19 protein-coding genes are annotated in these 25,898 nt (G+C 74.9%); 6 read left to right on the top strand and 13 right to left on the bottom strand.

Features of this window, described 5'->3' with window-relative positions:
* The first annotated feature begins 5 nt into the window (after positions 1-5).
* Complete coding sequence (locus ACLQ20_RS25710; RefSeq protein WP_425857922.1) at positions 6-731, top strand: nucleotidyltransferase domain-containing protein; 726 nt, start codon at positions 6-8, stop codon at positions 729-731.
* A 51-nt stretch (positions 732-782) separates the two neighbouring features.
* Here the strand turns inward: ACLQ20_RS25710 and ACLQ20_RS25705 are convergent, their stop codons facing one another.
* Positions 783-1,499 (bottom strand): VIT1/CCC1 transporter family protein, encoded by a 717-nt coding sequence (locus ACLQ20_RS25705; RefSeq protein WP_132232798.1) that lies wholly within the window; start codon positions 1,497-1,499, stop codon positions 783-785.
* Complete coding sequence (gene map, locus ACLQ20_RS25700) at positions 1,496-2,353, bottom strand: type I methionyl aminopeptidase (protein ID WP_425857921.1); 858 nt, start codon at positions 2,351-2,353, stop codon at positions 1,496-1,498. Before map ends, ACLQ20_RS25705 begins: the two co-directional genes overlap by 4 nt.
* A gap of 95 nt (positions 2,354-2,448) precedes the next feature.
* Between map and ACLQ20_RS25695 the strand changes: the two genes are divergently transcribed.
* Entirely contained in the window at positions 2,449-2,766 is a 318-nt protein-coding gene (locus ACLQ20_RS25695; protein ID WP_327030802.1) for an STAS domain-containing protein, read from the top strand.
* A gap of 43 nt (positions 2,767-2,809) precedes the next feature.
* Here the strand turns inward: ACLQ20_RS25695 and ACLQ20_RS25690 are convergent, their stop codons facing one another.
* The 9 genes from ACLQ20_RS25690 to pcaF all read right to left on the bottom strand — a co-directional run bounded on the left by ACLQ20_RS25690 (position 2,810) and on the right by pcaF (position 16,622).
* Positions 2,810-6,478, bottom strand: coding sequence for a SpoIIE family protein phosphatase (locus ACLQ20_RS25690; protein ID WP_425857920.1), 3,669 nt, complete (start codon positions 6,476-6,478; stop codon positions 2,810-2,812).
* A 319-nt stretch (positions 6,479-6,797) separates the two neighbouring features.
* Positions 6,798-7,511 (bottom strand): gamma-glutamyl-gamma-aminobutyrate hydrolase family protein, encoded by a 714-nt coding sequence (locus ACLQ20_RS25685; protein ID WP_151456922.1) that lies wholly within the window; start codon positions 7,509-7,511, stop codon positions 6,798-6,800.
* On the bottom strand, positions 7,508-8,275 hold the full coding sequence (locus tag ACLQ20_RS25680; protein ID WP_151456923.1) for a 3-oxoacyl-ACP reductase: 768 nt from the start codon (positions 8,273-8,275) through the stop codon (positions 7,508-7,510). Before ACLQ20_RS25680 ends, ACLQ20_RS25685 begins: the two co-directional genes overlap by 4 nt.
* Before the next feature lie 4 nt (positions 8,276-8,279).
* Positions 8,280-9,635 (bottom strand): aldehyde dehydrogenase family protein, encoded by a 1,356-nt coding sequence (locus ACLQ20_RS25675; RefSeq protein WP_327030799.1) that lies wholly within the window; start codon positions 9,633-9,635, stop codon positions 8,280-8,282.
* 19 nt (positions 9,636-9,654) lie between these two features.
* The gene (locus tag ACLQ20_RS25670; RefSeq protein WP_151456925.1) at positions 9,655-11,016 is read right to left on the bottom strand and encodes a glutamine synthetase family protein; all 1,362 of its coding nucleotides are present in this window, start codon (positions 11,014-11,016) and stop codon (positions 9,655-9,657) included.
* Positions 11,017-11,631: 615 nt separating this feature from the next.
* The gene (locus tag ACLQ20_RS25665) at positions 11,632-12,132 is read right to left on the bottom strand and encodes a DUF456 domain-containing protein (RefSeq protein ID WP_425857919.1); all 501 of its coding nucleotides are present in this window, start codon (positions 12,130-12,132) and stop codon (positions 11,632-11,634) included.
* On the bottom strand, positions 12,129-14,306 hold the full coding sequence (locus ACLQ20_RS25660) for a putative bifunctional diguanylate cyclase/phosphodiesterase (RefSeq protein ID WP_425857918.1): 2,178 nt from the start codon (positions 14,304-14,306) through the stop codon (positions 12,129-12,131). The genes ACLQ20_RS25665 and ACLQ20_RS25660 overlap by 4 nt, the downstream gene beginning before the upstream one ends.
* Positions 14,307-14,310: 4 nt before the next feature.
* Entirely contained in the window at positions 14,311-15,129 is an 819-nt protein-coding gene (locus tag ACLQ20_RS25655; RefSeq protein WP_327030796.1) for an SAM-dependent methyltransferase, read from the bottom strand.
* A gap of 287 nt (positions 15,130-15,416) precedes the next feature.
* Positions 15,417-16,622 carry a 3-oxoadipyl-CoA thiolase gene (gene pcaF, locus ACLQ20_RS25650; RefSeq protein WP_425857917.1) on the bottom strand — a complete coding sequence of 402 codons (1,206 nt, stop codon included), beginning with the start codon at positions 16,620-16,622 and terminating at the stop codon, positions 15,417-15,419.
* Between the two features lie 106 nt (positions 16,623-16,728).
* Between pcaF and ACLQ20_RS25645 the strand changes: the two genes are divergently transcribed.
* The 4 genes from ACLQ20_RS25645 (at position 16,729) to ACLQ20_RS25630 (ending at position 21,017) form a co-directional block, all read left to right on the top strand.
* Positions 16,729-17,694 carry a glutathione S-transferase family protein gene (locus ACLQ20_RS25645; protein WP_425857916.1) on the top strand — a complete coding sequence of 322 codons (966 nt, stop codon included), beginning with the start codon at positions 16,729-16,731 and terminating at the stop codon, positions 17,692-17,694.
* Complete coding sequence (locus ACLQ20_RS25640) at positions 17,687-18,310, top strand: DUF998 domain-containing protein (protein WP_425857915.1); 624 nt, start codon at positions 17,687-17,689, stop codon at positions 18,308-18,310. Before ACLQ20_RS25645 ends, ACLQ20_RS25640 begins: the two co-directional genes overlap by 8 nt.
* Before the next feature lie 262 nt (positions 18,311-18,572).
* A complete protein-coding gene (locus tag ACLQ20_RS25635) occupies positions 18,573-19,877 on the top strand; it encodes a dicarboxylate/amino acid:cation symporter (RefSeq protein ID WP_425858005.1) in 1,305 nt (434 codons plus the stop codon).
* Between the two features lie 75 nt (positions 19,878-19,952).
* Positions 19,953-21,017: an NADH:flavin oxidoreductase/NADH oxidase gene (locus ACLQ20_RS25630; protein WP_425857914.1), complete on the top strand. Its 1,065-nt coding sequence runs from the start codon at positions 19,953-19,955 to the stop codon at positions 21,015-21,017.
* Positions 21,018-21,078: 61 nt separating this feature from the next.
* On the opposite strand, the gene ACLQ20_RS25625 is transcribed toward ACLQ20_RS25630, so the two are convergent.
* On the bottom strand, positions 21,079-24,717 hold the full coding sequence (locus ACLQ20_RS25625) for an ATP-binding cassette domain-containing protein (RefSeq protein ID WP_425857913.1): 3,639 nt from the start codon (positions 24,715-24,717) through the stop codon (positions 21,079-21,081).
* A gap of 181 nt (positions 24,718-24,898) precedes the next feature.
* Complete coding sequence (locus ACLQ20_RS25620; protein ID WP_151456564.1) at positions 24,899-25,738, bottom strand: DUF4081 domain-containing GNAT family N-acetyltransferase; 840 nt, start codon at positions 25,736-25,738, stop codon at positions 24,899-24,901.
* Between the last annotated feature and the right edge of the window lie 160 nt (positions 25,739-25,898).

Genomic DNA, 25,898 nt, shown 5'->3' with positions numbered 1-25,898 from the left:
GTGCGGTGACCGGCGCCGACGGCGAACCCCACCCCGACGATCCACGGTGGGCGGTGGCCGAACGGGTCGCCGACGCCGTGCGCCGGCGGTTCCCGGCCGACGTGCTGGCGGTCGCGGTGCACGGCCCGCTCGCCCACGGCGACGACGACGGCGGCGGGGACGGCGAGGTCGGGCTGCTGGTGGTGACGTACCGGCCCGGCGGCGGGCCGTCCCCGGCGACGCGGCGGGTCGACGGCGTGCTGGTCGACCTGACCGTCGCCGGCGCCGACGACTACCTGCGCCAGGCCCGGGTGATCTCCCCGCTCTGGCCGTTGACCGCCGACCGCTACGTCAGCACCCGGGCGCTGTACGACCCCACCGGCTGGCTGCGCACCCTGCGCGACGAGCACCTGGGCCGGCTGGCCCGGGCCCGGCCGGCCGAGTTCAGCACGGCGGCCCGCCGGGCCTGGTACCGGGGCGGGGCGGCGCACGCCCGGGCCGCCCGGCTGGCCGAGTGGTACGAGACCGACCAGGCGCTGCTGATGCTCGGCGAGGCGCGGCTGGCGGCGGCCACGGTCGCCGGCCTGCTCAGCCGCACCTACTTCCGCGACCCGGGCGACGCGGTGCGCCGGACGGGGCTGGCGGGCGCGGACATGACCGAGGTGGGCGTCGTCCTGGCCCGCCAGGCGGCCGAGCTGGCGGCCCGGGGCCGCCCCGTCGACGGCACGGTCGACGACCTTCTCGACGGCTGACAGCGCGCCGGACGGCGCCCGCCGGGCGCCGGGAGGGCCGGCGCGGGAAGGTCAGCCGAGCCCGCCCTGCACGCCGATGAGGGTGCCGACGAGATACGTGGCGCCGGCCGCCGCCGCGCCGAGCAGGAGCTGACGCAGACCGCCGGACCACCAGGGCCGGGCGGTGAACCGGGCGACCACCGCCCCGGCCACGAAGAGCCCGAGCCCGCCGACCGCGAGCGCCAGCCACAGGCTCGTCGCGCCGAACAGGTACGTCAGCAGCGGCACCAGCGCCCCGACCGAGAAGAACAGGAACGACGAGATCGCGGCGGCCCACGGGCTGGGCTGCTCGTCCGGGTCGACGCCGAGCTCCTCCCGGACGTGCACCCGCAGCGCCTCCTCCGGATTGCGCCGGACGGCCTGGGCGACCTCCATGGCCAGGTCGGGCGGCAGTCCCCGGGCGACCCACGCCTCGGCCAGCTCGCGCGCCTCCGCCTCGGGGTGCCGCTCCAGCTCGCGGCGCTCCTTGGCGACCTCGGCCGCGACCTGTTCGTTCGCCGAGCGGACGCTGGTGTACTCCCCCAGCCCCATCGAGATGGCGCCGGCCACCAGGCCGGCCACGCCGGTGAGCACGACGCTGCGCGGCGACACCCCGCCGCCCGCCACCCCGGCGATCAGGGCGATGTTGGTGACCAGCCCGTCCATCGCCCCGAAGACGGCGGGGCGCAGCCAACCGCCGGAGACGTCCGCGTGGTGCGCCTCACGCAGCGCCGCCGGGGTCTCCGTCACGGCAGCGTGAGGATCTCGTGGCCGTCCTCGGTCACCACGATGGTGTGCTCGAACTGGGCCGTCCACCTGCGGTCCTTCGTCACCACGGTCCAGCCGTCGTCCCACATGTCGTACTCGTGGGTGCCAAGGGTGATCATCGGCTCGATGGTGAAGGTCATCCCCGGCTCCATCACGTCCGTGGGGCGGGGGCTGTCGTAGTGCGGCACGTAGAGCCCGCTGTGGAACGCCTCGCCGATCCCGTGGCCGGTGAAGTCACGCACGACGCCGTAGCCGAAGCGCTTCGCGTACGACTCGATGACCCGGCCGATCACGTTGATCTGGCGGCCCGGGGCGACCGCGCGGATGCCGCGCATCATCGCCTCGTGGGTCCGGTCGACCAGCAGCCGGGCCTCCTCGTCGACCTCGCCCACGCAGAAGGTGGCGTCCGTGTCGCCGTGCACCCCGTCGAGGTACGCGGTCACGTCGACGTTGATGATGTCGCCGTCGGCGAGCACGGTGGAGTCGGGGATGCCGTGGCAGATCACCTCGTTGAGGCTGGTGCAGCAGGACTTCGGGAAGCCCCGGTAGCCCAGCGTCGACGGGTAGGCGCCGTGGTCGCAGAGGAACTCGTGCACGACCCGGTCGATCTCGTCGGTGCTCACGCCCGGCTTGCAGTGCTCGCCGGCGAGCTGGGTGGCCTGCGCCGCGAGCCGACCGGCGACCCGCATCTTCTCGATGGTCTCCGGGGTCTGCACGTGGGAGCCGCGCCACTCCTGGGGACGCTTCTTGCCCACGTACTCCGGGCGGACGATGTGGGCGGGCACGGGCCGCAACGGGGTGAGCGTGCCGGGGGTCAGCGGCGCACGGACGGTCATGACGCGAGTTTATCGCCGCGCCCGGTGGTGACCCCCGCCACCGCCCGGCCGGAGCGGTTGTTGCCGTGCCCGGTCCGCTGTGCAATTGTGGCTCCGTGGATCAAGGGGATGGCACGTCTCCCGTCTTCTCCGCCACCGCGGAGGTCGACGGCGACCACCTCCGCGTCCTGGTCACCGGCGAGGTGGACATGGCCACCGCCGACGTCATGTTCCAGACCGCGCTGCGGGAGCCGGCCGAGCGGGTGACGCTCGACCTGCGGGCGGTCACCTTCTTCGACTCGGCGGCCATCCACGCCGTGGTCCGGCTGGCCCAGCAGTTTCCCGGCGCGCTCACCGTGCTGCCGTCGCGGCAGGTCCACCGGGTGCTGGACATCTCCGGCCTGGCCGACCAGGCCTGGCTCCGCCCGGCCTGACCCCCGCACGACCGGTCGCGCGCCGGAGGACCGCCGGCCGCGCTCAGTCCGCCAGCCGCCGGCGCAGCGTCACCTCGGTCCCCTCGGCGGTACGGTGCACCGACAGCTCCCCCAGCGCCTCGATGAGGGACAGTCCCCGCCCCCGGAAGCCCGATCCGGTCGACTCCCGCCACCGGCCGCTGTCGCGCACCGTGGCGACCACCGTCCGATCGGAGATGGTCACCTCGACGCCGATCGTCGGCTCGGCCGGCTCGACCGGATGCTCGATGGCGTTGGCGGCCGCCTCTGAGACGGCGACGGTCAGGTCGAACAGGTCCGTCTCGCTGACCTTGTGCGCGACGAGGAAGTCCTCCAGCCGCTTGCGCAGCACGCTGAGCCGGGTGGGATCGGCCGGCAGCCGCAGCGCGAACCGGTTGAGTTCCGCCACCTCCAGGGCGAGCACGGCGACGTCGTCGCGCAACGGCCGCCCGGCGATCCGCTCCACCACGGCGTCGATCAGATCGGTCACGTGCTCGCCGGGGGTGGCCGCGTCCTGCCGCAGCGTGGCCAGCGCGGCGTCGATGCCGAGCTGCCGGTCCTCGATCAGCCCGTCGGTGTAGAGCAGCAGGCGGCTCCCGGCGGCCAGCTCCCCCTCGACCGTCCGGTAGGCCGTGTCGGGGATCGCCCCGACCGGCGGCCCGAGCGCCCGGTCGTGCAGGAACGCCACGTCGTCTCCTCGGATCAGCAGCGGGGACGGGTGCCCGGCGCTGGCGTACCGCATCCGGCCGGTACGAGGGCTGAACCACAGGCAGAACACCGTCGCGAAGGAGCGGCCCTCGTTGGTGCCGACGAGCCGGTTGAGCCGGGTCAGCGACTCGCCGGGATCGAAGCCCTCCAGGACGTACGCCCGCAGCGCGTTGCGGAGCTGGCCCATCGCGGCGGCCGCCCGCACGCCCTTGCCGACCACGTCGCCGATCGCCAGCACCAGCTCGTCGTCGCCGAGCGCGACGACGTCGTACCAGTCCCCGCCGACCTCCACGTCGGCGCTGCCCGGCAGGTAGCGGCTGGCCACCAGGGCGCCCGGCAGCTGCGGCAGCGACCGGGGCAGCAGGCTGTGCTGGAGCGTGGTGGCGATGCGGTGCTCGGCCTCGTAGAGCTGGGCGTTCTCCAGCCGCACGCCGACCAGCCGGGCGAGCTGGGTGAGCGCGGCCTCGTCGGTGTGGGTCCCGTCGCCGTCCGGACGCCAGACCCGCAGCTCGCCGAGCCGCTCGCCGGCGGTGCCGGTCAGCGGCAGCACGAAGGACGGCTCGATCGAGGCCAGCCCGCCGCCGTCGGCCTCGAAGCGCATCCCGGTGGCGGAGACCACCACCCGGGCGGCCTCGGCGAGGCTCAGGGCGTGCCGCGCGGCGACCTGGAGCACGTCGGCCGTGGAGCGGGCGGTGTTGACCGCGACCGCCGCGTCGGCCAGGGCCCGCAGCCCACGGATGATCTGGCCGCGGAGCTGGCCCAGTTCGACGTTGGCCCGTACCCGGGCGGTCAGCTCCTGGCCGGAGAAGGGCTTGGTGAGGTAGTCGTCGGCGCCGACCGCGAGCCCGGCGACCTCCTCGGCGGAGCCGGCCCGGGCGGAGAGCAGCACGATCGGCAGGTGCCGGGTACGCGGATCCGCGCGCAACGCGGCGACCAGCCCGAACCCGTCGAGCCGGGGCATCATCACGTCGGTCAGCACCAGGTCGAACGAGCCGTCGACGGCGTGCCGCAGCGCCTCCACGCCGTCGGTGACCGCGACCACCTCCCAGGACGGGGAGAGCAGCCGGGTGACGTGCTCACGCAGGTCGGCGTTGTCGTCGGCGACCAGGATCCGGCCGGCGGCGCCGGTCCCCCGGGCCGAGCCGGCACCGTCGGCCGACCCGGCGGCGCCGGTCCAGAGCGCCGTCTCCGCGACGTAGAGGTCGGCCTGCGCCAGCTCGACCTGCGCCGGTGAGCCGGCGTCTACGACCCGCTCGACCGGCAGGTGCCCGGCGCCGAACGGAACGGTCACGGTGAACGTGCTGCCCTCGTCGACGCGGCTGCGCACGGCCACCTCGCCGCCGTGCATCTCGACCAGCTCGCGGACCAGTGCCAGGCCGATCCCGGTGCCCTCGTGGCTGCGCGAACGCACCCCGGGCACCCGGTGGAAGCGTTCGAAGATCTGCGGCAGTTCCTCCGGCACGATGCCGACGCCGGTGTCGGTGACCTCCAGCCGGGCGGCCCCGTCGACGGCGCGGATCCGCACCCGGATCTCGCCGTCGAAGGTGAACTTCACCGCGTTCGAGACCAGGTTGAGGACGACCTTCTCCCACATGTCCCGGTCCACGAAGACCGGCGCCGGCAGCGGCGGGCAGTCCACGACCAGGCGTAGCCCGGTCCGCTGGGTGGCCGACCGGAACGTGCTGGCCAGGCGGGCGGTGTAGTCGGCGAGGTCGGTGGGCTGGTAGCGGGCGGCCAGCCGCCCGGACTCCAGCCGGGAGAAGTCGAGCACCGTGTTGACCAGCTTGAGCAGCCGCAGCGCGTTGCGGTGCATGGTGGCGAGCCGTTCGGTGTACGCCTCCGGCAGCGCCGGGTCGGCCAGCAGGTCCTCCAGCGGGCCGAGCACCAGGGTCAGCGGGGTGCGGAACTCGTGGCTGACGTTGGCGAAGAAGTTGGTCTTGGCCCGGTCCAGGGCGGTCAGCTCGGCGGCGCGGGTGCGTTCCTGCTCGTACGCCTGCTGCCGCCCGACGGCCCGGGAGAGCTGCGCGGCGACCAGGTCGAAGAAGTCCCGGTACTCGTCGGTGAGCGGCTGTCGGCGGGCGACGCCGACGGCCAGCGCGCCCACGGTCTCGTTCCCGGCGGTGACCGGCAGCACCAGCGCCTCACCGGTCGCGTCGGCCGGAGCCTCGATGAGCAGGTCCGTGACGGCGACGGTGGCGGCGGTGCCGGTGGCGGTGACCTCGGCGAGCCGCGCCGGCGGGGGCGTGGCGACCGCCCGTGGGCCGACACCGCCGCACCCGGTCAGGACCAGGTTCCCGCCCTCGTCGGGCAGGTACACCAGCGAGAACGGCACGTCCGGCCGGTGCCGGTCGAGCACCGCCGCCGCGACCCGGCCCAGCTCGGGCCTGCTGTCCACCTCGGCCAGGTCGGTGCCCAGCTCGGCCAGCAGCCGCAGCCGGCGCTCCCCGACCACCCTGCCCGTGGTCTCGTTGACGATGCAGAAGACGCCGGCGACGGTGCCGTCGGCGGCCAGGATCGGGTCGTAGGAGACGTCGAAGTACGTCTCCTCCAGGAAGCCGCGCCGGTCGAGCGGGAAGGGGTGGTCCTGCGCGCGGTACGACCGGCTGTCCCGCCGGACGCCCTCCAGCAGCGGCCCGAGCACGCTCCAGGTCTCCGCCCAGTGCTCGCGGGCCGGCTGGCCCAGCACGTCCGGGTGCTTGCCACCGATCGTGGGACGGTAGGCGTCGTTGTAGAAGGCGAGCTCGTCCTCGCCCCAGAACATGACGATCTGCGCGCTGGAGGCGAGCATCAGGCCGATCGCCGAACAGAGCGCCGGTGGCCACCGGTCGGGGGTGCCGAGCGGATGGCCGGACCAGTCGAGGCTGCCCATCAACTCGCCCATCTCGCCGCCACCGGCGAAGGCGGCAGCCAGCAACGGGGGAAGATCAACCTCCTGGCCCACCTCGGACGGGCAACCCTCGTCCACGCCCCCCTGGGCCGAACTCATAGTTCCTCCCGCTCCGGCCGTCACCGCCTCGGCCCGGTGATCCGACCGGCCGTGCCCCGCTTGGTACCCCGACGGACGAGCAACGTAACGCATACCGCCCGGCGTGCGCTGTTCACGTCCGCCGCACCGGGCCGCCGTCCCCCGACCGCGGCGTCGCCGGGCCGGGTCCACACAGGACGGCTGGTCACCCGAATCTGGACCAGCGCGGCACTTCAGTCCCGTGCACGGGACGATACGTCCTCGGGCGGACACCACCCCGGGAGGCGACTGTGATGTGCGACACCGCCACCCGCCCGTCGCTACGGTGGCGGGGAGCGTGTCACCGACGCGCCGGGCCGGCCCGGCCCTCCCGGGCGGCCCGGACCAGGGCGGCGATCGGTCGCGGATCGGGCTCGTTCTCCGGGTGCCACTGCACGCCCAGCAGGAAGGGCCGGTGCGGATCCTCGACCGCCTCGACCACCCCGTCGTCGGACCAGCCGGTCACCGCCAGCCGGCCCGGGTCGGCCACCGCCTGGTGGTGGTAGGAGTTGACCCGGTCCACCCCGGCCATCACCGTCGCGGCCAGGCTGGCCGGAGCGAACCGCACGCCGTGCCCGCCGTAGACGCCGGGGGCGGGGCGGTGCAGGTCGTGCCCCACCAGGTCCGGCAGATGCTGGTGCAGCGCCCCGCCGGCGGCGACGGCGAGCAGTTGCATCCCCCGGCAGACCCCGAGCACCGGCAGGTCGGTGTCGAGCGCCGCGGTGAGCAGGGCCAGCTCGCCCGCGTCGCGGCCGGGCCGGCTCTCGGTGCGGGGCGCCGGCGGCTGGCCGTACCGGGCCGGGTCGACGTCCGCGCCGCCGGCCAGGACCAGCCCGTCGAGCACCCGCAGCACGTCCGCGTCGCGGTCGTCCGGGGGCAGCACCACCGCCCGGCCCCCGGCCGCGGTGACCGCCCGGACGTACGCCTCGGGCAGCAGCACCGCCGGCACGTCCCGCCACACCCCCCAACCGACCGGCTCGACGTACGCCGTGATCCCGATCAGTGGCCGGCTCACAGCGGGGTGACGTACGCGCCGGTGATACCGCCGTCGACGACGAACTGCGCGGCGGTCATGAAGGACGAGTCGTCGCTGGCCAGGAACGCCACCGCGGCGGCGATCTCCTCCGGCTCGCCGAACCGTCCCATCGGCACGTGCACCAGCCGGCGGGCGGCCCGCTCCGGGTCGGCGGCGAAGAGCTCCAGCAGCAGCGGGGTGGCGACCGGGCCGGGGCAGAGCGCGTTGACCCGGATGCCCTCCCGGGCGAACTGCACGCCCAGCTCCCTGGTCATCGCCAGCACCCCGCCCTTGCTCGCCGTGTACGCGATCTGCGAGGTGGCCGCCCCCATCAGCGCCACGAACGACGCGGTGTTGATGATCGAGCCCTTGCCCTGCCGGCGCATGTGCGGGATGACGTGCTTGCAGCAGAGGTAGACGCTCGTGGTGTTGACCCGCAGCACGCGCTCCCAGGCGTCCAGCCCCGTGGTCAGGATGGAGTCGTCCTCCGGCGGGGAGATGCCGGCGTTGTTGAACGCCACGTCGATGCGCCCGTGCCGCTCGGCCACCCCGTCGAAGAGGTCCCGTACGGCCGACTCGTCGGCGACGTCAGTGGCGACGAACTCGCCGCCGACCTCCTCGGCGGCCCGCCCGCCGGCCTCCGCGTCGACGTCCACGCAGACCACCCGGGCCCCCTCGGCGGCGAACCGCCGCACGGTGGCCAGCCCGATCCCGCTGCCCGCTCCGGTGACCACGGCCACCCGGCCCTCAAGACGACCCCGCACCTGATCACTCCTCCGTCGCGATGAACACGTTCTTGACGTCCGTGAAGGCGTGCAACGCGTCGGGGCCCAGCTCGCGGCCCAGCCCGGAACGCTTCATCCCGCCGAACGGCGTCCAGTAGCGCACCGAGGAGTGCGAGTTGACGCTGAGGTTGCCCGCCTCCACGGCCCGTGCCACCCGCACCGCCCGGCCCACGTCCCGCGTCCAGACCGAGCCGGAGAGGCCGTACTCGGTGTCGTTGGCGAGGCGGATCGCGTCGGCCTCGTCGTCGAACGGGAGCACCGAGACGACCGGGCCGAAGATCTCCTCCCGCCAGTGCCGGTCCGCCGTCGATCCGGCGAGCAGCACCGTCGGGGCGTACCAGAAGCCGGGGCCGTCGGGGCGGGAGCCGGCGAAGGCGATCTTCGCCCCGTCGACGTACCCGGCCACCCGGTCCCGCTGGGCGGCGGAGATCAACGGGCCCATCTCGGCCGTGTCCCGGGCCGGGTCCTCCACCCGCAGCGCGCGCACCGCCGGTTCGAGCAGCTCCAGGAACCGGTCGTACACCGGCCGCTGGACCAGGATCCGCGACCGGGCGCAGCAGTCCTGGCCGGCGTTGTCGAAGACGGCGTACGGGGCGGTGGCCGCCGCCCGCTCCAGGTCCGCGTCGGCGAAGACGAGGTTGGCGCTCTTGCCGCCCAGCTCCAGGGTCAGCCGCTTCACCTGCGCGGCGCAGCCCGCCATGATCCGGGTGCCCACCTCCGTGGAGCCGGTGAAACAGACCTTGCGGACGGCGGGATGGGTGACGAACCGCTCCCCCACCACGGACCCGGCGCCCGGCAGCACGGTGAACACGTCGTCGGGCACGCCCGCCTCACGCGCCAGCTCCGCCAGACGCAGCGCCGTCAGCGGGGTCAGCTCGGCGGGCTTGAGCACCACGGTGTTCCCGGCGGCGAGCGCCGGCGCGAAGCCCCAGGCGGCGATGGGCATCGGGAAGTTCCACGGCACGATCACCCCGACCACGCCGAGCGGCTCGTGGAACGTCACGTCCAGCCCGCCCGGCACCGGGATCTGCCGCCCCGTCAGCCGCTCGGGCGCGCCCGCGTAGTAGTCGAGGACGTCGCGGACGTTGCCCGCCTCCCACCGCGCGTTGCCGATGGTGTGCCCGGAGTTGCGCACCTCCAGCCGCGCCAGCTCCTCCAGGTGCGCGTCGACCACCGCCGCGAACCGCCGCAACACCCGCGCCCGCTCCCCCGGCGCCACCGCCCGCCAGCGCCGGAAGGCCGCGTCCGCCCGCGCGATCGCCGCGTCGACCTCCCCGACCGACGTGGCGGGCACGGACCCCACGACCTCCCCGGTGGCCGGATCCACCACCTCACTCAAGCCTGACCCCTCTCCCTCGTCAGAGGCGTTCGAAGCCACGGATCAGCTCCCAGTCCGTCACGGCGGCGTCGAAGGCCGTCAGCTCGATCCGCGCCTGGTTGGCGTAGTGGGCCGTCACCTCGTCGCCGAACGCCTCGGCGGCCACCGTCGAGCCCTCCCAGAGGGCCAGGGCGTCGCGGAGCGTGCCGGGGACCCGGTCGGCGGCCGGGTCGTCGTACGCGTTGCCGGTGCACTCCTCGCCCAGTTCCAGCTCGCGCTCGATGCCGTGCACCGCGCCGGCGACGAGTGCCGCGATCGCCAGGTACGGGTTCACGTCCGCCCCCGGCACCCGGTTCTCCACCCGCATGCCCTGGCCGTGCCCGACCAGCCGCAGCGCGCAGGTGCGGTTGTCCGTGCCCCAGCGCAGCGCGGTGGGGGCGAACGACCCGGGCTGGTAGCGCTTGTACGAGTTGATGTTCGGGGCGAACAGGAGGCTGAACTCGCGCATCGTGGCCAGCAGCCCGGCCAGCACCCGCTGCCCGGTCGTCGACAGGTGCGCCGGCCCGTCGCCGAGCATCGCCGAGCGGCCGTCGGCGTCGCGCAGCGAGAAGTGGATGTGGCAGGAGTTGCCCTCGCGCGCGTTCGGCTTGGCCATGAAGGTGATCGACATGCCCTCCTGGGCGGCGATCTCCTTCGCCCCGTTCTTGTAGATCACGTGGTGGTCGGCGCAGGCCACCGCCTCGTCGTAGCGGAAGGCGATCTCGTGCTGGCCGAGGTTGCACTCCCCCTTCGCGCTCTCCGGGGTGAGCCCCGCCCCGGCCATCTCCCGCCGGATGCGGCGCAGCAGCGGCTCCACCCGGGCGGTGCCGAGCAGCGAGTAGTCCACGTTGTACTGGTTGGCCGGGGTCAGATCCCGGTAGCCGCGCTGCCAGGCTTCCTCGTACGAGTCGCGGAACAGCACGAACTCCAGCTCGGTGCCGGCGTACGCGGTCAGCCCGTGCGCGGCCAGCCGGTCGAGCTGCCGGCGCAGGATCTGCCGGGGCGAGGCGACCACCGGGGACCCGTCCAACCAGGCCAGGTCGGCCAGGAGCAGCGCGCTGCCCGGCTGCCAGGGCACCCGGCGCAGGGTGTCGAAGTCCGGCACCATGGCGAAGTCGCCGTAGCCGCGTTCCCAGCTCGACATCGCGTACCCGTCGACCGTGTTCATGTCGACGTCGACGGCGAGCAGGTAGTTGCAGCCCTCGCTGCCGTGCGCGGCCACCTGGTCGAGGAAGTAGGGCGCGTGGAACCGCTTGCCCTGCAACCGGCCCTGCATGTCGACCAGGGCCAGCACCACGGTGTCGATCTCATCCTCTGCGACGGCGACCCGCAGCTGTTCCAACGTGAGCGGAGCTTTCCTCATCGGCGGGCCTCCATCACCAAGGTCTACTGGCTGAACCGGTCGACCGTCAATGCCCCGCCGGGCATCCCGGCAACCGCCCCGGAACGCACCCGGGCCCGCCTCGCAGCGTCCGCCCCTGCGCCCTGTCTCTGTCCGTCCGCCCTTGCCGCCCGCCCTTGCCGCCCACCCTGTCCGACCGGCCCCTGTCGAGCTGCCCCGTGCGGTGGGGCAGCTCGACAGGGGGCCAGACGGCACACGGCGGCCCCGGCCGGCACGCCCGGCGCCCGCAACTGGGCGGGGCGGCACCGCGCGGGTGGGCAGGGCGGCACCGCGCGGGTGGGCAGGCCGCCACCGCGGGTGGGCAGGCCGGCCGAGCCGGGCAAATTGCGTTGCCGTGCCGGCGCGTGCGCCGCATGCTTGAGCCCGTGACCAGGCCCGATCGCGACGGGCCACCGCCGGGCGCTCGGACCGCCCGGCACGCGGCGGCGCGGGGCACGTCACCTCTCTCTCACCGTACGGCGCTGCGCCGTACCCGACGCCCGCCCCGCGCCGCCCGCACCACACCCGCATCGGCACGAACCGAGCGACCGGCCCGGCCCCGCACTAGTCCGATCCTGCGCGGCCGCCCGCGTCTGCTCAGGTGAGCAGCAGCCCGGCGACCCAGAGCGCGGCGACGAGCAGACTGGCGAGGAACTCGACAAGCATGGACAGGCCGGCCGCCGCGACCGCCTGCTTCGTCGCCGGCCACGCCAGCCGGGAGTCGCCCAACCGCAGCCGCTCCGCCGCCCACACCCCGCCGACGAAGCCGAGCACCAGCCCGATCACCGGGACCACGAAGAAGCCGACCAGGCCCAGCAGCCCACCGGCGAGCAGCGACGAGGTGGGCACCCCGGTGCGTTTCAGGTTCCGCCCCGGCCAGGCGTACTTGACGACGGTGCCGCCCGCGGCGACCACGGTCGCGGCGGCGAGCACCGCCCAGCGGCCGGGCCCGGCGCCACCGAAGATCGCCCAGACCAGCACCCCGCCCCAGCACAGCGGCAGCGCCGGCAGGCCGGGCACCACCACCCCGGCGAGCCCGGCGAGGATCGCCAACCCGGCGAGTACGGCGACCGCCGCCTCGCTGTCCGTCAGGCTCATGCCGTCGCTCCCCGGTCGTCGTCGCCACGTAGCCGGGCGGTGATCTCCGCCGCCGGTGCGGGCGGGCCGAAGAAGCGCCCCTGCCCGGTGTCGCAGCGCAGCGCGCGCAGCCGCTCGGCCTGCACCCCGGTCTCCACCGCCTCGGCGGTCACCCACAGCTCCAGCGCGTGCGCCAGCCGCACCAGCGCGTCCACGATCCGTTCGTCCCGGTGGTCGGGCACCGCCTCGGCGTCCTCACCCCGGATGCCCTCGACGAACGGCCCGGCCAGCTTGAGGCAGTGGATCGGCAGCCGGCGCAGGTACGCCAGGTTGGAGTAGCCGGTGCCGAAGTCGTCGATCGCCATGCGTACGCCGAGGGCGGCCAGCCGGTGCAGCGACCGCAGCGGCTCCCCGGCGGTGCCCATCACCGCGCTCTCCGTCAGCTCCAGTTGCAGCAGATCCGCCGGCAGCCCGGTGGAGGCCAGCGCGTCGGCCACGGTGTCCACGATCCCCGGGTCGTCGGCCTGCCGGGCGGCCAGGTTGACGCTGACCACCAGCTGCGCCCGGGGGAACTCGCGCCGCCACGCCTCCGCGTCCCGGCAGGCCTGCCGCAGCACCCACTCGCCGAGCCGGACGATCAGGCCGGTCTCCTCGGCGAGCCCGATGAACCGGTCCGGCCCGATCAGCCCCAGCTCCGGGTGCTGCCACCGGACCAGCGCCTCCACGGCCAGCATCGAGCCCTCGACCAGGGACACGATCGGCTGGTAGTGCACGACGAACTCGCCCCGGTCCAGCGCGGCCGGCAGCCCGGCGGCCAGGGCGGAACGGGCGAGGTCCCGGGCGCCGCGCTCCGGGTCGTAGACCGCCCACCGGCCCCGGCCCTCCGCCTTCGCCCAGTAGAGCGTGGTGTCGGCGGCCTTCATCAGCTCCGAGGCGCTCGTCCCGCCGACCGGGCACTCGACGATCCCGACGCTCGCCGACACCGCGAGCTGCTGCTCGCCGATGCGGACCGGGGCGGAGACCGCCGCCAGGGCCAGCTCGGCGACACCCACCGCGTCGTCGATCCCGGCGCCGTCGTCGACCAGGATGACGAACTCGTCCCCGCCCATCCGGGCGACGAGGTGGCCGCGGCCCGCGACGCAGTCGGCCAGCCGCTTGGCGATCACCACGAGCAGCCGATCGCCGAGGTCGTGGCCGAGGCTGTCGTTGACCGCCTTGAAGCCGTCCAGGTCGAGGAAGCAGACCCCGACCCGTCGGGCGACGTCGGCGACGTCGAAGACCCGGCCCAGCGTCTCGAAGAACAGCGTCCGGTTGGGCAGGCCGGTGAGCGGGTCGTGCAGCGCCTGGAAGCGCAGCCGCTGCTGGAGTTCGTGCCGCTCGGTGATGTCCTCGATCATCGCGACGGTGAACCGGGGCCGGCCGTCGTCGTGGCGGATCAGCGAGACGGACAGGTCCGTCCAGACCACGCTGCCGTCCTTGCGGTAGTAGCGCTTCTCCACCCGGGCCCGGTCCTGCTTGCCCTCGATCAGCTCCTGGTAGAGCTCCCACATCCCGGCCGCGTCGTCGGGATGGAACAGTGCGGCCACGTTGGTCTCGCGCAGCTCCTCGATGGAGTAGCCGAGCATGTCCGCGAACGCCTGGTTGACGTCGATGATCTGGCCGTCGACACCGGCGATGCCGATCCCCGTGGCCGCCCCCACGAAGACGGCCCGGAACCGGGCCTCGCTGTCGCGCAGGGCCTGCTCCACGTCGTCGCGGGCCTGCCAGGCCGAGCGGGCGATCCGCTCCTGCTGCGCGAAGGTGCGGTCGCGCAGGGCGCGGGCGAAGCCGGCGGCGAGTGCGCCCTGCAACGCCGCGACCCGTTGCGCCGTCCCGTCCCCGTCGGCCCGGCCCGGCACCACCCGGGCGGCGAACCGGTCGCCGAGGGCCCGCACCGACCAGTCGAGCACCCGGGGCTCGGTCAGGTGCTCCTCGACCAGCGCGCGCCCCACCTCCTCGGCCGGCAGGGGCGAGAAGGGCTCGGCGAGCAGGGCCTGGGCCAGCCGGACCGTGTGCAGGTGCAGCAGGCGCTCGGTCTCCGCCGCGCTGAGGGGCACGAAACCGAGCCGGCGCACCGCCCTGGCCCACTCGGCCGCGTACCACTGCGCGCCCGACCGGCTGAGGTCGTCGCCGCCGGGCTCCGGGACGGCGGCCATGGGCTCAGGCGGTGGGCTGGTCGTACCGGGCGACGCCGCCGAAGGCGCCGAACCGCTCCGGGTGCTCGTCGACGTCGGAGGGCGAGTCGGGGCGCCACAGCGGCATGTGCACCACACCCGGCTCCAGGAGCGTCCAGCCGCCGAAGAAGCTCGTCACCTCGGCCCGGGAGCGCAGCGTGATCTCGGTGTCGGTACGCGCCGAGAGGCGCTGCGCGTCGAGCATCTCCTGCGGCTGGTCCTCGAACGTGGAGTGTGAGACGACCAGGTGGCTGCCCGGGGCCGCGGCTGCCCGGAGGGTGGCCAGGATCTCGCCGGGGCGGTCGGCGTCCCGGACGAAGTGCACCACCCCGGCGAGCAGGATGCCCAGCGGCCGGCTGAAGTCGAGCAGCCCCAGGTCACGGGCTGCGGCCAGGATCCGCTCCGGCTCCCGCAGGTCGCCGTGGATCACCCCGGTCAGCTCGTCGCCGGCGAGCAGTTCCCGGCTGTGCGCCACCGCGACCGGGTCGATGTCGACGTAGACCACCCGGGCCTTCGGATTGGCCGTCTGGGCGACCTCGTGCACGTTGCCCACGGTGGGGATGCCGGAGCCGATGTCGAGGAACTGGTCGATGCCGGCGTCGAGCAGCGTGCGTACGGCGCGACGCAGGAACTCCCGGCCGGCGCGCATGGTCGCCGCCAGGTTCGGGGTCATGCCGGCGATCTGCTCGGCGAGCTGCCGGTCGATCTCGAAGTTGTGCGCCCCGCCGAGGAAGTAGTCGTACACCCGGGCCGCGCTCGGCCGGGAGAGGTCGATCTCGGCGGGAAGTCCGTCCGGCATCTGCACTGCTGCACCTCATGGTCGTCGCCGCGGTGCGGGAGGGAGCCGGTGCCGCGGTCACGTGGGGGTACGCGAGGCACCGGCCGACCCGCGGGTCGTGTGGTGCTCACCACTCTAGGCCGCGTACTGCCGGCTCCGGGAGGTCCCATGACCCACTTCGTCGGCCCGTCGGATGTCCGTCACGGACCCGCCGCCGGCACGGCTCCGCCCCCGCCGGTGACAAGCCCTCGTCGCCCACGGCATCGGAGCCCCCGGACCGGGCGGGCAGCGGCGGCGCCCTGGCCGACCCCGGGTCAGCCGGCGGACTCCAGCAGCAGCGAGATGCCCTGCCCCACGCCGACGCACATGGTGGCCAGCGCCCGCCGGCCGCCCCGGCGGCGCAGCTCCAGCGCGGCCGTCAGCGCCAGCCGGGCGCCACTGGCGCCGAGCGGGTGCCCGAGCGCGATCGCCCCGCCGTTCGGGTTGACGTGCTCGGCGTCGGTCGGCAGGCCCAGCTCACGCAGCACCGCGACGGACTGCGCGGCGAACGCCTCGTTCAGCTCGATCACGTCGACCGCGTCGAGGCCGAGGCCGAGGCGGTCGAGCAGCTTCCGGGTGGCCGGCACCGGCCCGACGCCCATCACCCGCGGCGGTACGCCGGCCGCGGCGGCGCCGGCGACCCGGGCCAGCGGGGTGAGGCCGTAGCGGGCCACGGCGGCCTCGGAGGCGACCAGCAGCGCCACCGCGCCGTCGTTGACGCCCGACGAGTTGCCGGCGGTCACCGTGCCGCCCTCGCGGAACGGGGTGGGCAGCGCGGCAAGCTTCTCCAGCGAGGTCTCCCGGGGGTGCTCGTCGACCTCGACGAGCTTGGTCTCGCGCCGCCCCGCCGGCACGGTCACTCCCACGATCTCCTCGGCGAAGCGGCCGTCGGCCTGTGCCTTCGCGGCCCGCTGCTGCGACCGGTACGCGAACTCGTCCTGCTCGGCGCGGCCGACGCCGTACGCGGCGGCGACGTTCTCCGCCGTCTCCGGCATGGAGTCGATGCCCCAGTGCTTCTTCATCAGCGGGTTGACCAGCCGCCAGCCGATGGTGGTGTCGTAGACCTCGGCGGTGCGGGAGAACGGGGTGCTCGCCTTCGGCATCACGAACGGGGCGCGGCTCATGCTCTCCACCCCGCCGGCCACCACGAGGTCCGCCTCGCTGGCCACGACGGAGCGGGCCGCGGTGGCGAGGGCGTCCAGGCCGGAGCCGCAGAGCCGGTTGACCGTGCTGCCGGGCACCTCCTCGGGCAGCCCGCCGAGCAGCGCCGCCATCCGGGCCACGTTGCGGTTGTCCTCGCCGGCCTGGTTGGCGCAGCCCAGGATCACGTCGTCCACCCGCGCCCAGTCCACCGACGGGTGTCGGGCGACCAGTTCGCGGATCACGTGCGCGGCCAGGTCGTCGGGGCGGACGCCGGCGAGGGCGCCGGCGTAGCGGCCGATCGGGGTGCGGACACCGGCCACCAGGTATGCCACGGTCATCAGCGCGATCCTTCGGGGGGTGGGAAGGGGCGGGGGCGGGCGGTTCCGGGTCGCGGGGACGCCCGGCCGCCAGGATATCCGCGCGCGCAGCGGATAGGTTGGCGGCATGGCCCGGGCCCAGTTCAGCGCAGAGACCAGTGGCGGCGGTGAGTTCGTCCGCCAGCCCAACCGGTTCACCGGTCGGGTCACCCAGGACTCCGACTCCCCGCCCGGCGGCGGGCCGGACGCGCAGGGCCGGTGGCCGCTGGAGGCGGGCCGTTACCGGCTGATCTGGTGCCGGGCCTGCCCGTGGGCGCACCGGGCCCGGATCGTGCGCGGCCTGCTCGGCCTGGCGGACGCGATCTCCCTCGGCACGGTCGACCCGATCCGCGACGAGCGGGGCTGGCGGTTCGCCCTCGACCCGGACGGGTTCGACCCGGTGCTCGGCATCGGCTTCCTCTCCGAGGCGTACCTGGCCACCGACCCCGACTACACCGGGCGGGTCACGGTGCCGGCGCTGGTCGACACGCGCACCGGCCGGGTGGTCACGAACGACTATCCGCAGCTCACCCTGGACCTGTCCACCGAGTGGCGGGGCCTGCACGGGCCGGGGGCGCCGGACCTCTACCCGGTCGAGCTCCGCCCGGAGATCGACGCGCTGATGGCGGAGATCCACCGGGACGTCAACAACGGGGTCTACCGGTGCGGCTTCGCCACCTCGCAGGCCGCGTACGACGAGGCGTTCACCGCGCTGTTCGCCCGGCTCGACGCGCTCTCCGAGCGGCTGGCGGGCCGGCGCTACCTGATGGGCGACGCGATCACCGAGGCCGACGTGCGGCTCTTCACCACCCTGGTCCGCTTCGACGTGGCGTACCACGGTCACTTCAAGTGCAACCGGCAGAAGCTCACCGAACTGCCGGTGCTCTGGGCGTACGCGCGGGACCTGTTCCAGACGCCGGGCTTCGGCGAGACGGTCGACTTCGACCACATCAAGCGGCACTACTACGGCACCCACGCGGCGATCAACCCGACGGGGATCGTCCCGCTCGGCCCCGACATCTCCGGCTGGACCACGCCGCACGGGCGTGGCTGAGCCGCGCCGGACCGACCCGCCCCGGGCCGCCGCCGCGTCGGCCTCCGCCGCCTGCGTCGTCGCGGGCGCGGTCGCGGTGACCGTCGCCGTGGTCGCCGGTCCGGGGCCGGGCCTGACCGGGTACGTCAGCGAGGCGGGCGTCACCGACAGCGCGTACGCCCCGGCGTACCGGATCGGGGTCTTCGCCCTGGCCGCCGGGTTGCTGCTGCTCGCGGCGGCGCTGCCCCCGGTGCTGCGGGCGGCGGCCGGGCTGCTCGCGGCCGGGAGCGTCTTCGCGCTGGTCTCCGGGGCGGTGTCGTGCAGCGCCGGCTGCCCGCTGCCGCCGTTCGAGCGGGCGACCACGGCGGACCTGGTGCACGGCGCGGCGAGCATCCTCGCGGTGGCCGCGGTGGTCTTCGCGATGCTGGCGATCATGCTCACCCGGGCAGCGCCGTCGGCGCTGCGCCGGCTGGCCGCGGTGGCCCTGGCGGCGGCCCTTCCGCTGGCGGGCGCGACCGCCGTGGCCATGCTCTTCGTGGGGCGCGGCGGCCTGATCGCCGTCCTGGAGCGGCTGCTGCTGCTGGTGGCCGTCCTGTGGGGCACGGCCGCCGCGACCGCCGTCGCTCTCCGCCGGTGAGCCGGGGCACCTCGCAGCGCCTGAGATGGGGCATCGGTCCCTTCGTGCACCTGCTGTAAGGAGCGTCACCGAGGGCACTCCTTCCGCAGCATCGACGGCCGGCGTTATCCTCGGCGGCGATGACCAACGTCTGGCACCTGACCGTGCGCCTGTATGTCGACCTCCGACTGCAGGCCAGCGGCGTCTGTCCGGCGCAGCCGCTCTCCTGACGCTGCCCCGTTCCGACCTCCAGACCCTGGGACACACCCTCATGGCTTCCGCCCTGCGCAAGATCCCCTTCTCCGTGCAGATCCTGCTCGGCCTCGTCCTCGGCGTGGCGCTCGGCTTCCTCGCCCGCGCCAACGACCTGAGCTGGCTCACCAGCACCCTCGACACCGTCGGCGGCCTCTTCGTCCAGCTGCTCAAGCTGGCCGTACCGCCGCTGGTCTTCACCGCCATCGTGGTCAGCGTGGTCAGCCTGCGCGGGGTGGCCAACGCCGCCCGGCTGGCCCTGAAGACCCTGCTCTGGTTCGGCGTCACCGCGCTGATCGCGGTGGGCGTCGGCATCGGGCTCGGCCTGCTCACCGACCCGGGCCGCGGCGTCACCCTCGACACCGCCGGCGCCACCGCGCCCACGAGGACCGGCTCGTGGACCGACTTCCTCACCGGCATCGTGCCGACCAACCCGGTCGGCGCGTTCGTCGACGGCAACGTGCTCCAGATCGTCTTCCTGGCCCTCGTCGTCGGCGCGGCGGCGCTGCTGGTCGGCGAGCCCGCGGAGCCGTTCGTGGCGATCAACCGCGCGCTGCTGGAGATCGTCCAGAAGGCCCTGTGGTGGGTCATCCGGCTCGCCCCGATCGGCACCCTCGGCCTGATCGGCAACGCCGTCGCCTCGTACGGCTGGGACCTGGTGGCCCCGCTCGCCAAGTTCACCACAGCCGTCTACGTCGGCTGCGCGATCGTGCTGTTCGTGGTCTACCCGCTGCTGCTGGTGGGCGCCGGCCGGCTCAACCCGGTGCGCTTCTTCGCCGGCGCCTGGCCCGCGATCGAGCTGGCCTTCGTCTCCCGCTCCTCGGTGGGCACGATGCCCGTGACCCAGCGCTCGGTCGAGCGCCTCGGTGTCCCCCGCGAGTACGCCTCCTTCGCGGTGCCGTTCGGCGCCACCACGAAGATGGACGGCTGCGCGGCGATCTACCCGGCGCTGGCCGCGATCTTCGTCGCCCAGGTCTTCGGGGTGAACCTCGGCGTCACCGACTACCTGCTGATCGCCTTCGTCTCGGTGGTCGGTTCGGCCGCCACCGCCGGCCTGACCGGCGCGATCGTGATGCTCACCCTGACGCTGAGCACGCTGGGCCTGCCGCTGGCCGGCGCCGGTCTGCTGCTGGCGATCGACCCGATCCTGGACATGATCCGCACCGCCACCAACGTCGCCGGCCAGGCACTGGTGCCGACGATCGTCGCCGCCCGCGAGGGCACCCTGGACCGGGCCGCGTACGACTCGGCGGGCCGACGGTCGCCGCTCGCCCCGGCGGACGCCGACGGCGACGGCCCGCGCCGCGCTGAGGAGCTGAGCCCCGTCCCGGCCTGAGCCACCCCGGCGCGCCCCGACGAGTCGGGGAGGACCCCGCCCCGGGGTCCTCCCCGCGTCCGAGAGGATGACCGCATGAGTGTCCTGTTCACCCCGCTGACCCTGCGCAGCGTGACCCTGCCCAACCGGATCGCCCTGGCGCCGATGTGCCAGTACACCGCCGGCCCGGACGGCCTGCCCACCGACTGGCACCTGGTGCACCTGGGAGCCCGCGCGGTCGGCGGCGCGGGTCTGGTGATGACCGAGGCCACCGCCGTGCTGCCCGAGGGGCGGATCAGCCCGCAGGACACCGGGCTCTGGTCCGGGGCGCACGTCGACGCCTGGCGGCCGGTGACCGCCTTCGTCGCCGCGCACGGCGCGGTGCCGGTCGTGCAGCTCGCGCACGCCGGGTTCAAGGCCTCGACGTACCGCCCGTGGGCGTCCCGGCGGGGCGGGGTGCCCGACGCCGAGGGCGGCTGGACCCCGGTCGGCCCGGGGTCCGCGCCGTTCGTGCCCGACTACCGGGTGCCGACCGCGCTGGACGAGGCGGGCATCGCCGGCGTCGTCGAGGCGTTCGCGGCGGCGGCCGGCCGGGCGGTCGACGCCGGGTTCGCGGCAGTGGAGATCCACGCCGCGCACGGCTACCTGCTGCACGAGTTCCTCTCCCCGCTGACGAACCACCGCGACGACGGCTGGGGCGGGGACCGCGCCGGCCGGATGCGGCTCACCCTGGAGGTGGCGCGGGCGGTCCGTGCGGCGGTCGGCGAGGACGTGCCCGTACTGACCCGCATCTCGGCCACCGACTGGGAGCCGACGGGCTGGACGGCCGAGGACAGCGTGGTGCTCGCCGGCGAACTGGCCGCCGCCGGGGTGGACCTGGTCGACTGCTCGTCGGGCGGCGCGTCGGCCACCGCGACCATCCCGGTCGGCCCCGGCTACCAGGTGCCGCTGGCCGCCCGGGTACGCCGGGAGGCGGGCGTGGCCACCGGCGCGGTCGGCCTGATCGTCGAGCCGGAGCAGGCCGAGGAGATCGTCGCGTCCGGCGACGCCGACCTGGTCCTGCTCGGGCGGGAACTCCTGCGGGACCCGTACTGGCCGCACCGGGCCGCCGCCAAGCTCGGCGCCACCCCCACCTGGCCCGCCCAGTACGCCCGCGCCTGACCTGCCCCTCTCTCACCCCCGCCCCGTCCCCGGTCCGTCAGGTGGGGGTGGGGCGGGTGGGTCAGCCGGCCAGGTGGGACCAGTGGGGTTCCAGGTCGCGCCAGGGGCCCTGGGCGGCGACCGTGCCGGAGCGGAGGACCACGACGTGGTCGGCCCGGACCAGGGCGGCGCGCTTCGAGGTCGAACCCACCACGGTCACGCCGTGCTCGCGCAGCGCCTGCCACAGCGCCAGCTCGGTGGTGACGTCCAGCGCCGAGGAGACGTCGTCGGCCACCAGCAGCTCGGTACGGGGGGCGAGTGCCCGGGCCAGCGCGAGGCGCTGCAACTGCCCGCCCGAGAGCCGGGTGCCCTTGTGCCCGATCAGCAGCCCGAGCCCGCCGCCGGCCGCCGCCAGGTCGTGGTCGAGCTGGGCGGTCGACACCGCCGCCGCGGCGTCCACCTGGTGGCCGAGGGTGATGTTGTCGGCCACCGTGCCGGAGAGCACCCGGGGCAGCTGGCCGACGTAGCCCACCTGGTGGGGGCGCAGGAACAGCTCCGGCTCGGTGACGGGGTCGCCGTTCCAGGTCAGCCGGCCGGTGTGCGGGGCGATGCCGGCCAGCGCCCGCAGCAGCGACGACTTGCCCGAGCCGACCGGCCCGACGACCAGCACCAGCTGGCCGCGTTCCACCGTCAGGTCGACGTCGCGTACGGCCACCGTCCCGTCGCTGTGCCGGACGCCGAAGCCGGTCAGCTCCAGCCGGCGCAGCGGGTGCCGGGGCGGCACGACGGGCGCCGGGGCGGTCCCCGCGCCGAGGTCCACCCCCGGCACCGCCGCCGAGTACGCCTCCACGCCGGTCATCGCCACCGTCCGCCGGGTCCACACCCGCGCCGACGGGATCTGCGAGATCAGCGAGGCCGTCGTCCATGCGAACCAGCGGGCGGCGGCCAGGGTTGCGACCGCGACCAGGGTGGCGCCGGCCGAGAGCTGCCCGGCCAGGAAGAGCGCCCACGCGCCGATCGGCAGCAGGCCGCTGACCAGCGACGGGGTCGAGCGGGACCAGACCTGCACGGAGATCTCCCGGCGTTGCCGGTCGCTGCGCACCACGTCGAGGTCGGCCAGGTGGGCCAGCACCGGGCGGGTGGCCCCGGCGAGTTTGACCGTACGGGCGGCCGACAGCGAGGAGACCAGTGCGGTGGCGAACGCGGCCCGCGCCGCGACGGTGGCCCGCGCCGACCGTTCCAGGTGGGGGCCGAACAGCGTGGCGGCGAGTCCGGAGACGAGCATCGTGCCCGCGAAGAAGAGCCCCGGCACCACACTGCCGGTGACGGCGGTCATCGTGACCAGGAGCAGCAGCGAGAGCCCCTGGTCCATCAGGTTGTCGGCGAGCTGCACCACCCGCTCGGTGTCGCCGCCCTGGGCCACCACCTCCGCCGGCGTGTGCCGGCTGACCCGGCGCGGTCCGGTCTGGCCGTGCACCAGGCGCAGGCTGATCCGCAGCATCTGCCGGACCCACCACTGCGGGAAGCGCAGTCCGTTGAGGTACGGCACCGGCAGGGTCACCAGCAGGCCGACGACGATCCCCAGCGCGGGCTTCCACGGGTCGCCGGTGCCGTCGACCACGTCCGCCCAGAGCCACGGCAGCACCGGCCCCTCCAGCCCGAGGAGCACGAGCAGCAGGAACAACGCCAGCGAGGCCAGCCCGTAGCGCGCGTCGTTGAGGCACAGCCGCAGGATCTCCCGCAGTCCGCGCAGCCCCCGCGGGGACGTCGTCTCCGGCTCCCCGGGGGCTGCGGACCCGCCCTGACCCGCCCGGCCGTCGGCCGACCCGACCGGCTCCGTCGGGGTCGCGGGAACCGCCCCGACCGGCGGCGCGGCCGGGACTCCGACCGGCGGCACGGCCGTGGGCGTGGCCGACGGAACGGCCGGCGGGCCGACCGGGGGCGTCGCCGGTGGGAGGGCCTCGTCCGGGTCGGTGGTCGGCCACGGGTCCGACGGGCCGGTCAGCAGGTCGACCCCGCCGGAACGACCGCCCGGCGCCGCGTGGGCGTACGCGGTGGCGTGGCTGGTGGCGAGCAGTTCGGCGAAGCGTTCCGAGGAGTCCAGCGGCCCGGCCTCCACGACCGCGCCGTCGGCCATCACCACCACCTCGTCGCAGCGGCGTACGGAGGAGAGGCGGTGGGCGATGACGATGCCGATCCGGTCCCGTAGCAACCGTTCGGTGGCCTGCTGCACCCGCGCCTCGGTCACCGGGTCGAGGCGGGCGGTGGCCTCGTCGAGGATCACCACGTGCGGGTCGCGCACCAGGATCCGGGCGAAGGCGACCAGCTGCTCCTGGCCCGCCGAGAGCACGTGCCCGCCGTCGCCCAGCCGGGTGTCCAGGCCGGCGGGCAGCTCGGCGATCCAGCCGTCGAGCCCCAGCTCGCGCAGCGCCCGGGCGGCGGCGTCGAGCAGGTCCGGATCGAACAACGCGACGTTCTCGGCGAGGGTCCCGGCGAGGATCTCGGTGCGCTGGGGCACCACGGCGATCCACCGGCGCAGCGCCTCGACGTCGAGGTCGCACACGTCATCGCCGGCCAGGAAGACCGTGCCGGGCGGCACGTCGACGGCCCGGGTGAGCACCTTCGCCAGGGTGGACTTGCCGGAGCCGGTCCGGCCGACCAGCGCGTACGAGCGGCCCCGGGTGAAGGTCAGGTCGACGTCGTGCAGCGCGGGGCCGCGCCCGTCGTCGGCGCCCCCGTAGCGGAAGGTGAGGCCCCGCACCACCAGGTCGCCCTCGTTCGGGGCGGCCCCGCCCACGGGCTCCTGCCGGGAGCCCGCCAGCAGCTGCACCCGCCCCCAGGCGCCGAGGGCGTACTGGAGTTCGGGGACCATCCGGCTGACGTGCTCGACGGTCATGCCGAAGCCGATGGCCAGCAGCCAGATCGCGGTGAGCCGGGCGCCGTCGACCCGGCCGGTGACCAGTGCCCACGCGCCGCCGAGCACCACGGCCGCGATCCCGGCCCGGATGACGCCGGCGGCCACGGTGGTGACCTGGGCGGACATCCGCCACACGCGCACCCCGCGACTGAGCACCTCGGCGGCCCGCCGGGCGTAGAGGCGCAGCACGTACGGCCGGGCCAGGCTGGTGCGTACGTCGTCCTGGCCGTGGATGGCCTCCTCCATCACCGCGGCGAGGTCGGACCAGGCCTCCTCCTCGGCCATCCGGGCCGGGCCGATCCGCGCGGTGGGCTTGCGCAGGCCGACGGCCAGCAGCACGGTCAGCAGCAGCATCCCGAGGCCGGCCGGCCACCACACCGCGAGGGCGACGACGGTCGACAGCACGCCCGCGGCGAGGCCCTGCGCGATCCGTACGCCCTGGTTGCGCACCGCCGCGGCGACCTGGTAGACGTCGCCGTCGATGCGGTCGAGCAGCTCGCCGACCGGGGTGGTCTCCAGGGTCGGCAGGTCCTGCCCGAGCGCGACCCGGCACAGCCGGCGCCGCACGTCGGCGGACCAGTCGGCGGTCAGCCCGGCCATCAGCAGGCTCACCGCGAGGTCGGTGAGGACGGCGGCGACCAGCGCCACGGCGAGCAGCGCGAAGAACCCGGCGGCGCGGTGCACCAGGACGGGGCCGGCCAGCGCGGCGGCGGCGGCCTGACCCCCGGCGCCGAGCACGATCAGGCAGGTCACGATCGACATTCGGCGGGGCGAGGTGGCCCACAGGTCCCGGAGCAGACGCATGACGGAGTCCCTTCTCCGCAGACCGGGGCGGAGCATCCAGCCTGGTCGGTGGAGCCGGCCGGCTCAACGCATTTACCGGCCGTTCACCTGGCCGGAGGCCGGTGCGTGGGCCGCGCCGGCCGGGAGCCGCCCCGCGCGGACGCCGCGAAGGGTGACTCAGAGCGGACGCCGCACGGGTGGCTCAGAAGAGCACGGTGGCGAGCGTGCCGACGGGGCGGAACCCGCAGCGCTCGTAGACCCGGCGGGCGGGCGTGTTGAAGTCGTTCACGTAGAGGCTGACGGTCGGGGCGACCCGCAGCAGCGCGTCGCGCACCACCGCCGCCATGGCCGCCGACGCGATGCCCCGGCCCCGCCACTCGGGGGCCACCCAGACGCCCTGCACCTGGGCGGTCCGGCGGGTCACCACCGCCAGCTCGGCCTTGAACACCACCCGGCCGTCGACGAACCGGGCGTACGCCCGCCCGGTCCGGACCAGGTCGGTGACCCGCCGCCGGTAGCCGCGCCCGCCGTCGTCGGCGAGCGGCGAGACGCCGACCTCCTCGGTGTACATCGCCACCGCCGCCGGGAAGAGCCGGTCGACCTCGCTGGCGCGCACCCGCCGCACCTCCGGGTCCGCCCGCAGCGCCGGCAGCGCGTCGGTCGCCAGCAACGGCTGGTTGGGGCGTACGTCCCGGGCCGGCCCCCAGACGGCGGAGAGGCGGTCCCAGAGCCCGAGCACCGCGTCGGCCCGGCCCACGATCGACGAGCAGAGCCGCTCCTCGCCGGCGAGCAGGTCGGCGTACGCGGCGACGGCCGGCTCGGTGGCGAGCACGGGGGTCAGGTTGCCGCCGAGCCAGCAGATCGACTCCAGGTTGCGGCGGCTGCCGTAGCCCAGCACCCGTCCCTCGGCACGCCACCAGGCCAGGCCACGCGCCGTGATCCGCTCGGCGACCTGCGCGCCCGCGAACGGGTCGAGGTCGAGCAGCCGCTCGACCGCGCGGCGCTCCGACTCCCCCAGTTGGCGTACCGGCACCGTCAGCACGGATACCAGCCTGCCAGATCCGCCCCGTGCCGCGCCGGTCGAGTGACGAGTGGGACGCCTGCACCGTGGCGGCGACGCGGAGCGTACGCCCGGATCATCACCACCGGGTCGTTGTGCTTGACCGAGATCTTGATGTCGCGGAAGCCGTGCTCCTCGAACA

Origin of the sequence: Micromonospora sp. DT46 (genome assembly GCF_049841735.1) — a bacterium.
Classification (GTDB): Bacteria; Actinomycetota; Actinomycetes; order Mycobacteriales; family Micromonosporaceae; genus Micromonospora; species Micromonospora reichwaldensis.
The sequence above is the reverse complement of the archived record's forward strand: the minus strand, read 5'-3'. Positions and strand labels throughout refer to the sequence as shown.

Coding starts and splice junctions, on each gene's coding strand:
- map (WP_425857921.1), bottom strand. CDS start 2,353: ATGACCGTCCGTGCGCCGCTGACCCCCGGCACGCTCACCCCGTTGCGG.
- ACLQ20_RS25690 (WP_425857920.1), bottom strand. CDS start 6,478: ATGAGTTCGGCCCAGGGGGGCGTGGACGAGGGTTGCCCGTCCGAGGTG.
- ACLQ20_RS25670 (WP_151456925.1), bottom strand. CDS start 11,016: ATGAGGAAAGCTCCGCTCACGTTGGAACAGCTGCGGGTCGCCGTCGCA.
- ACLQ20_RS25665 (WP_425857919.1), bottom strand. CDS start 12,132: ATGAGCCTGACGGACAGCGAGGCGGCGGTCGCCGTACTCGCCGGGTTG.
- ACLQ20_RS25660 (WP_425857918.1), bottom strand. CDS start 14,306: ATGGCCGCCGTCCCGGAGCCCGGCGGCGACGACCTCAGCCGGTCGGGC.
- pcaF (WP_425857917.1), bottom strand. CDS start 16,622: ATGACCGTGGCATACCTGGTGGCCGGTGTCCGCACCCCGATCGGCCGC.
- ACLQ20_RS25645 (WP_425857916.1), top strand. CDS start 16,729: ATGGCCCGGGCCCAGTTCAGCGCAGAGACCAGTGGCGGCGGTGAGTTC.
- ACLQ20_RS25630 (WP_425857914.1), top strand. CDS start 19,953: ATGAGTGTCCTGTTCACCCCGCTGACCCTGCGCAGCGTGACCCTGCCC.
- ACLQ20_RS25625 (WP_425857913.1), bottom strand. CDS start 24,717: ATGCGTCTGCTCCGGGACCTGTGGGCCACCTCGCCCCGCCGAATGTCG.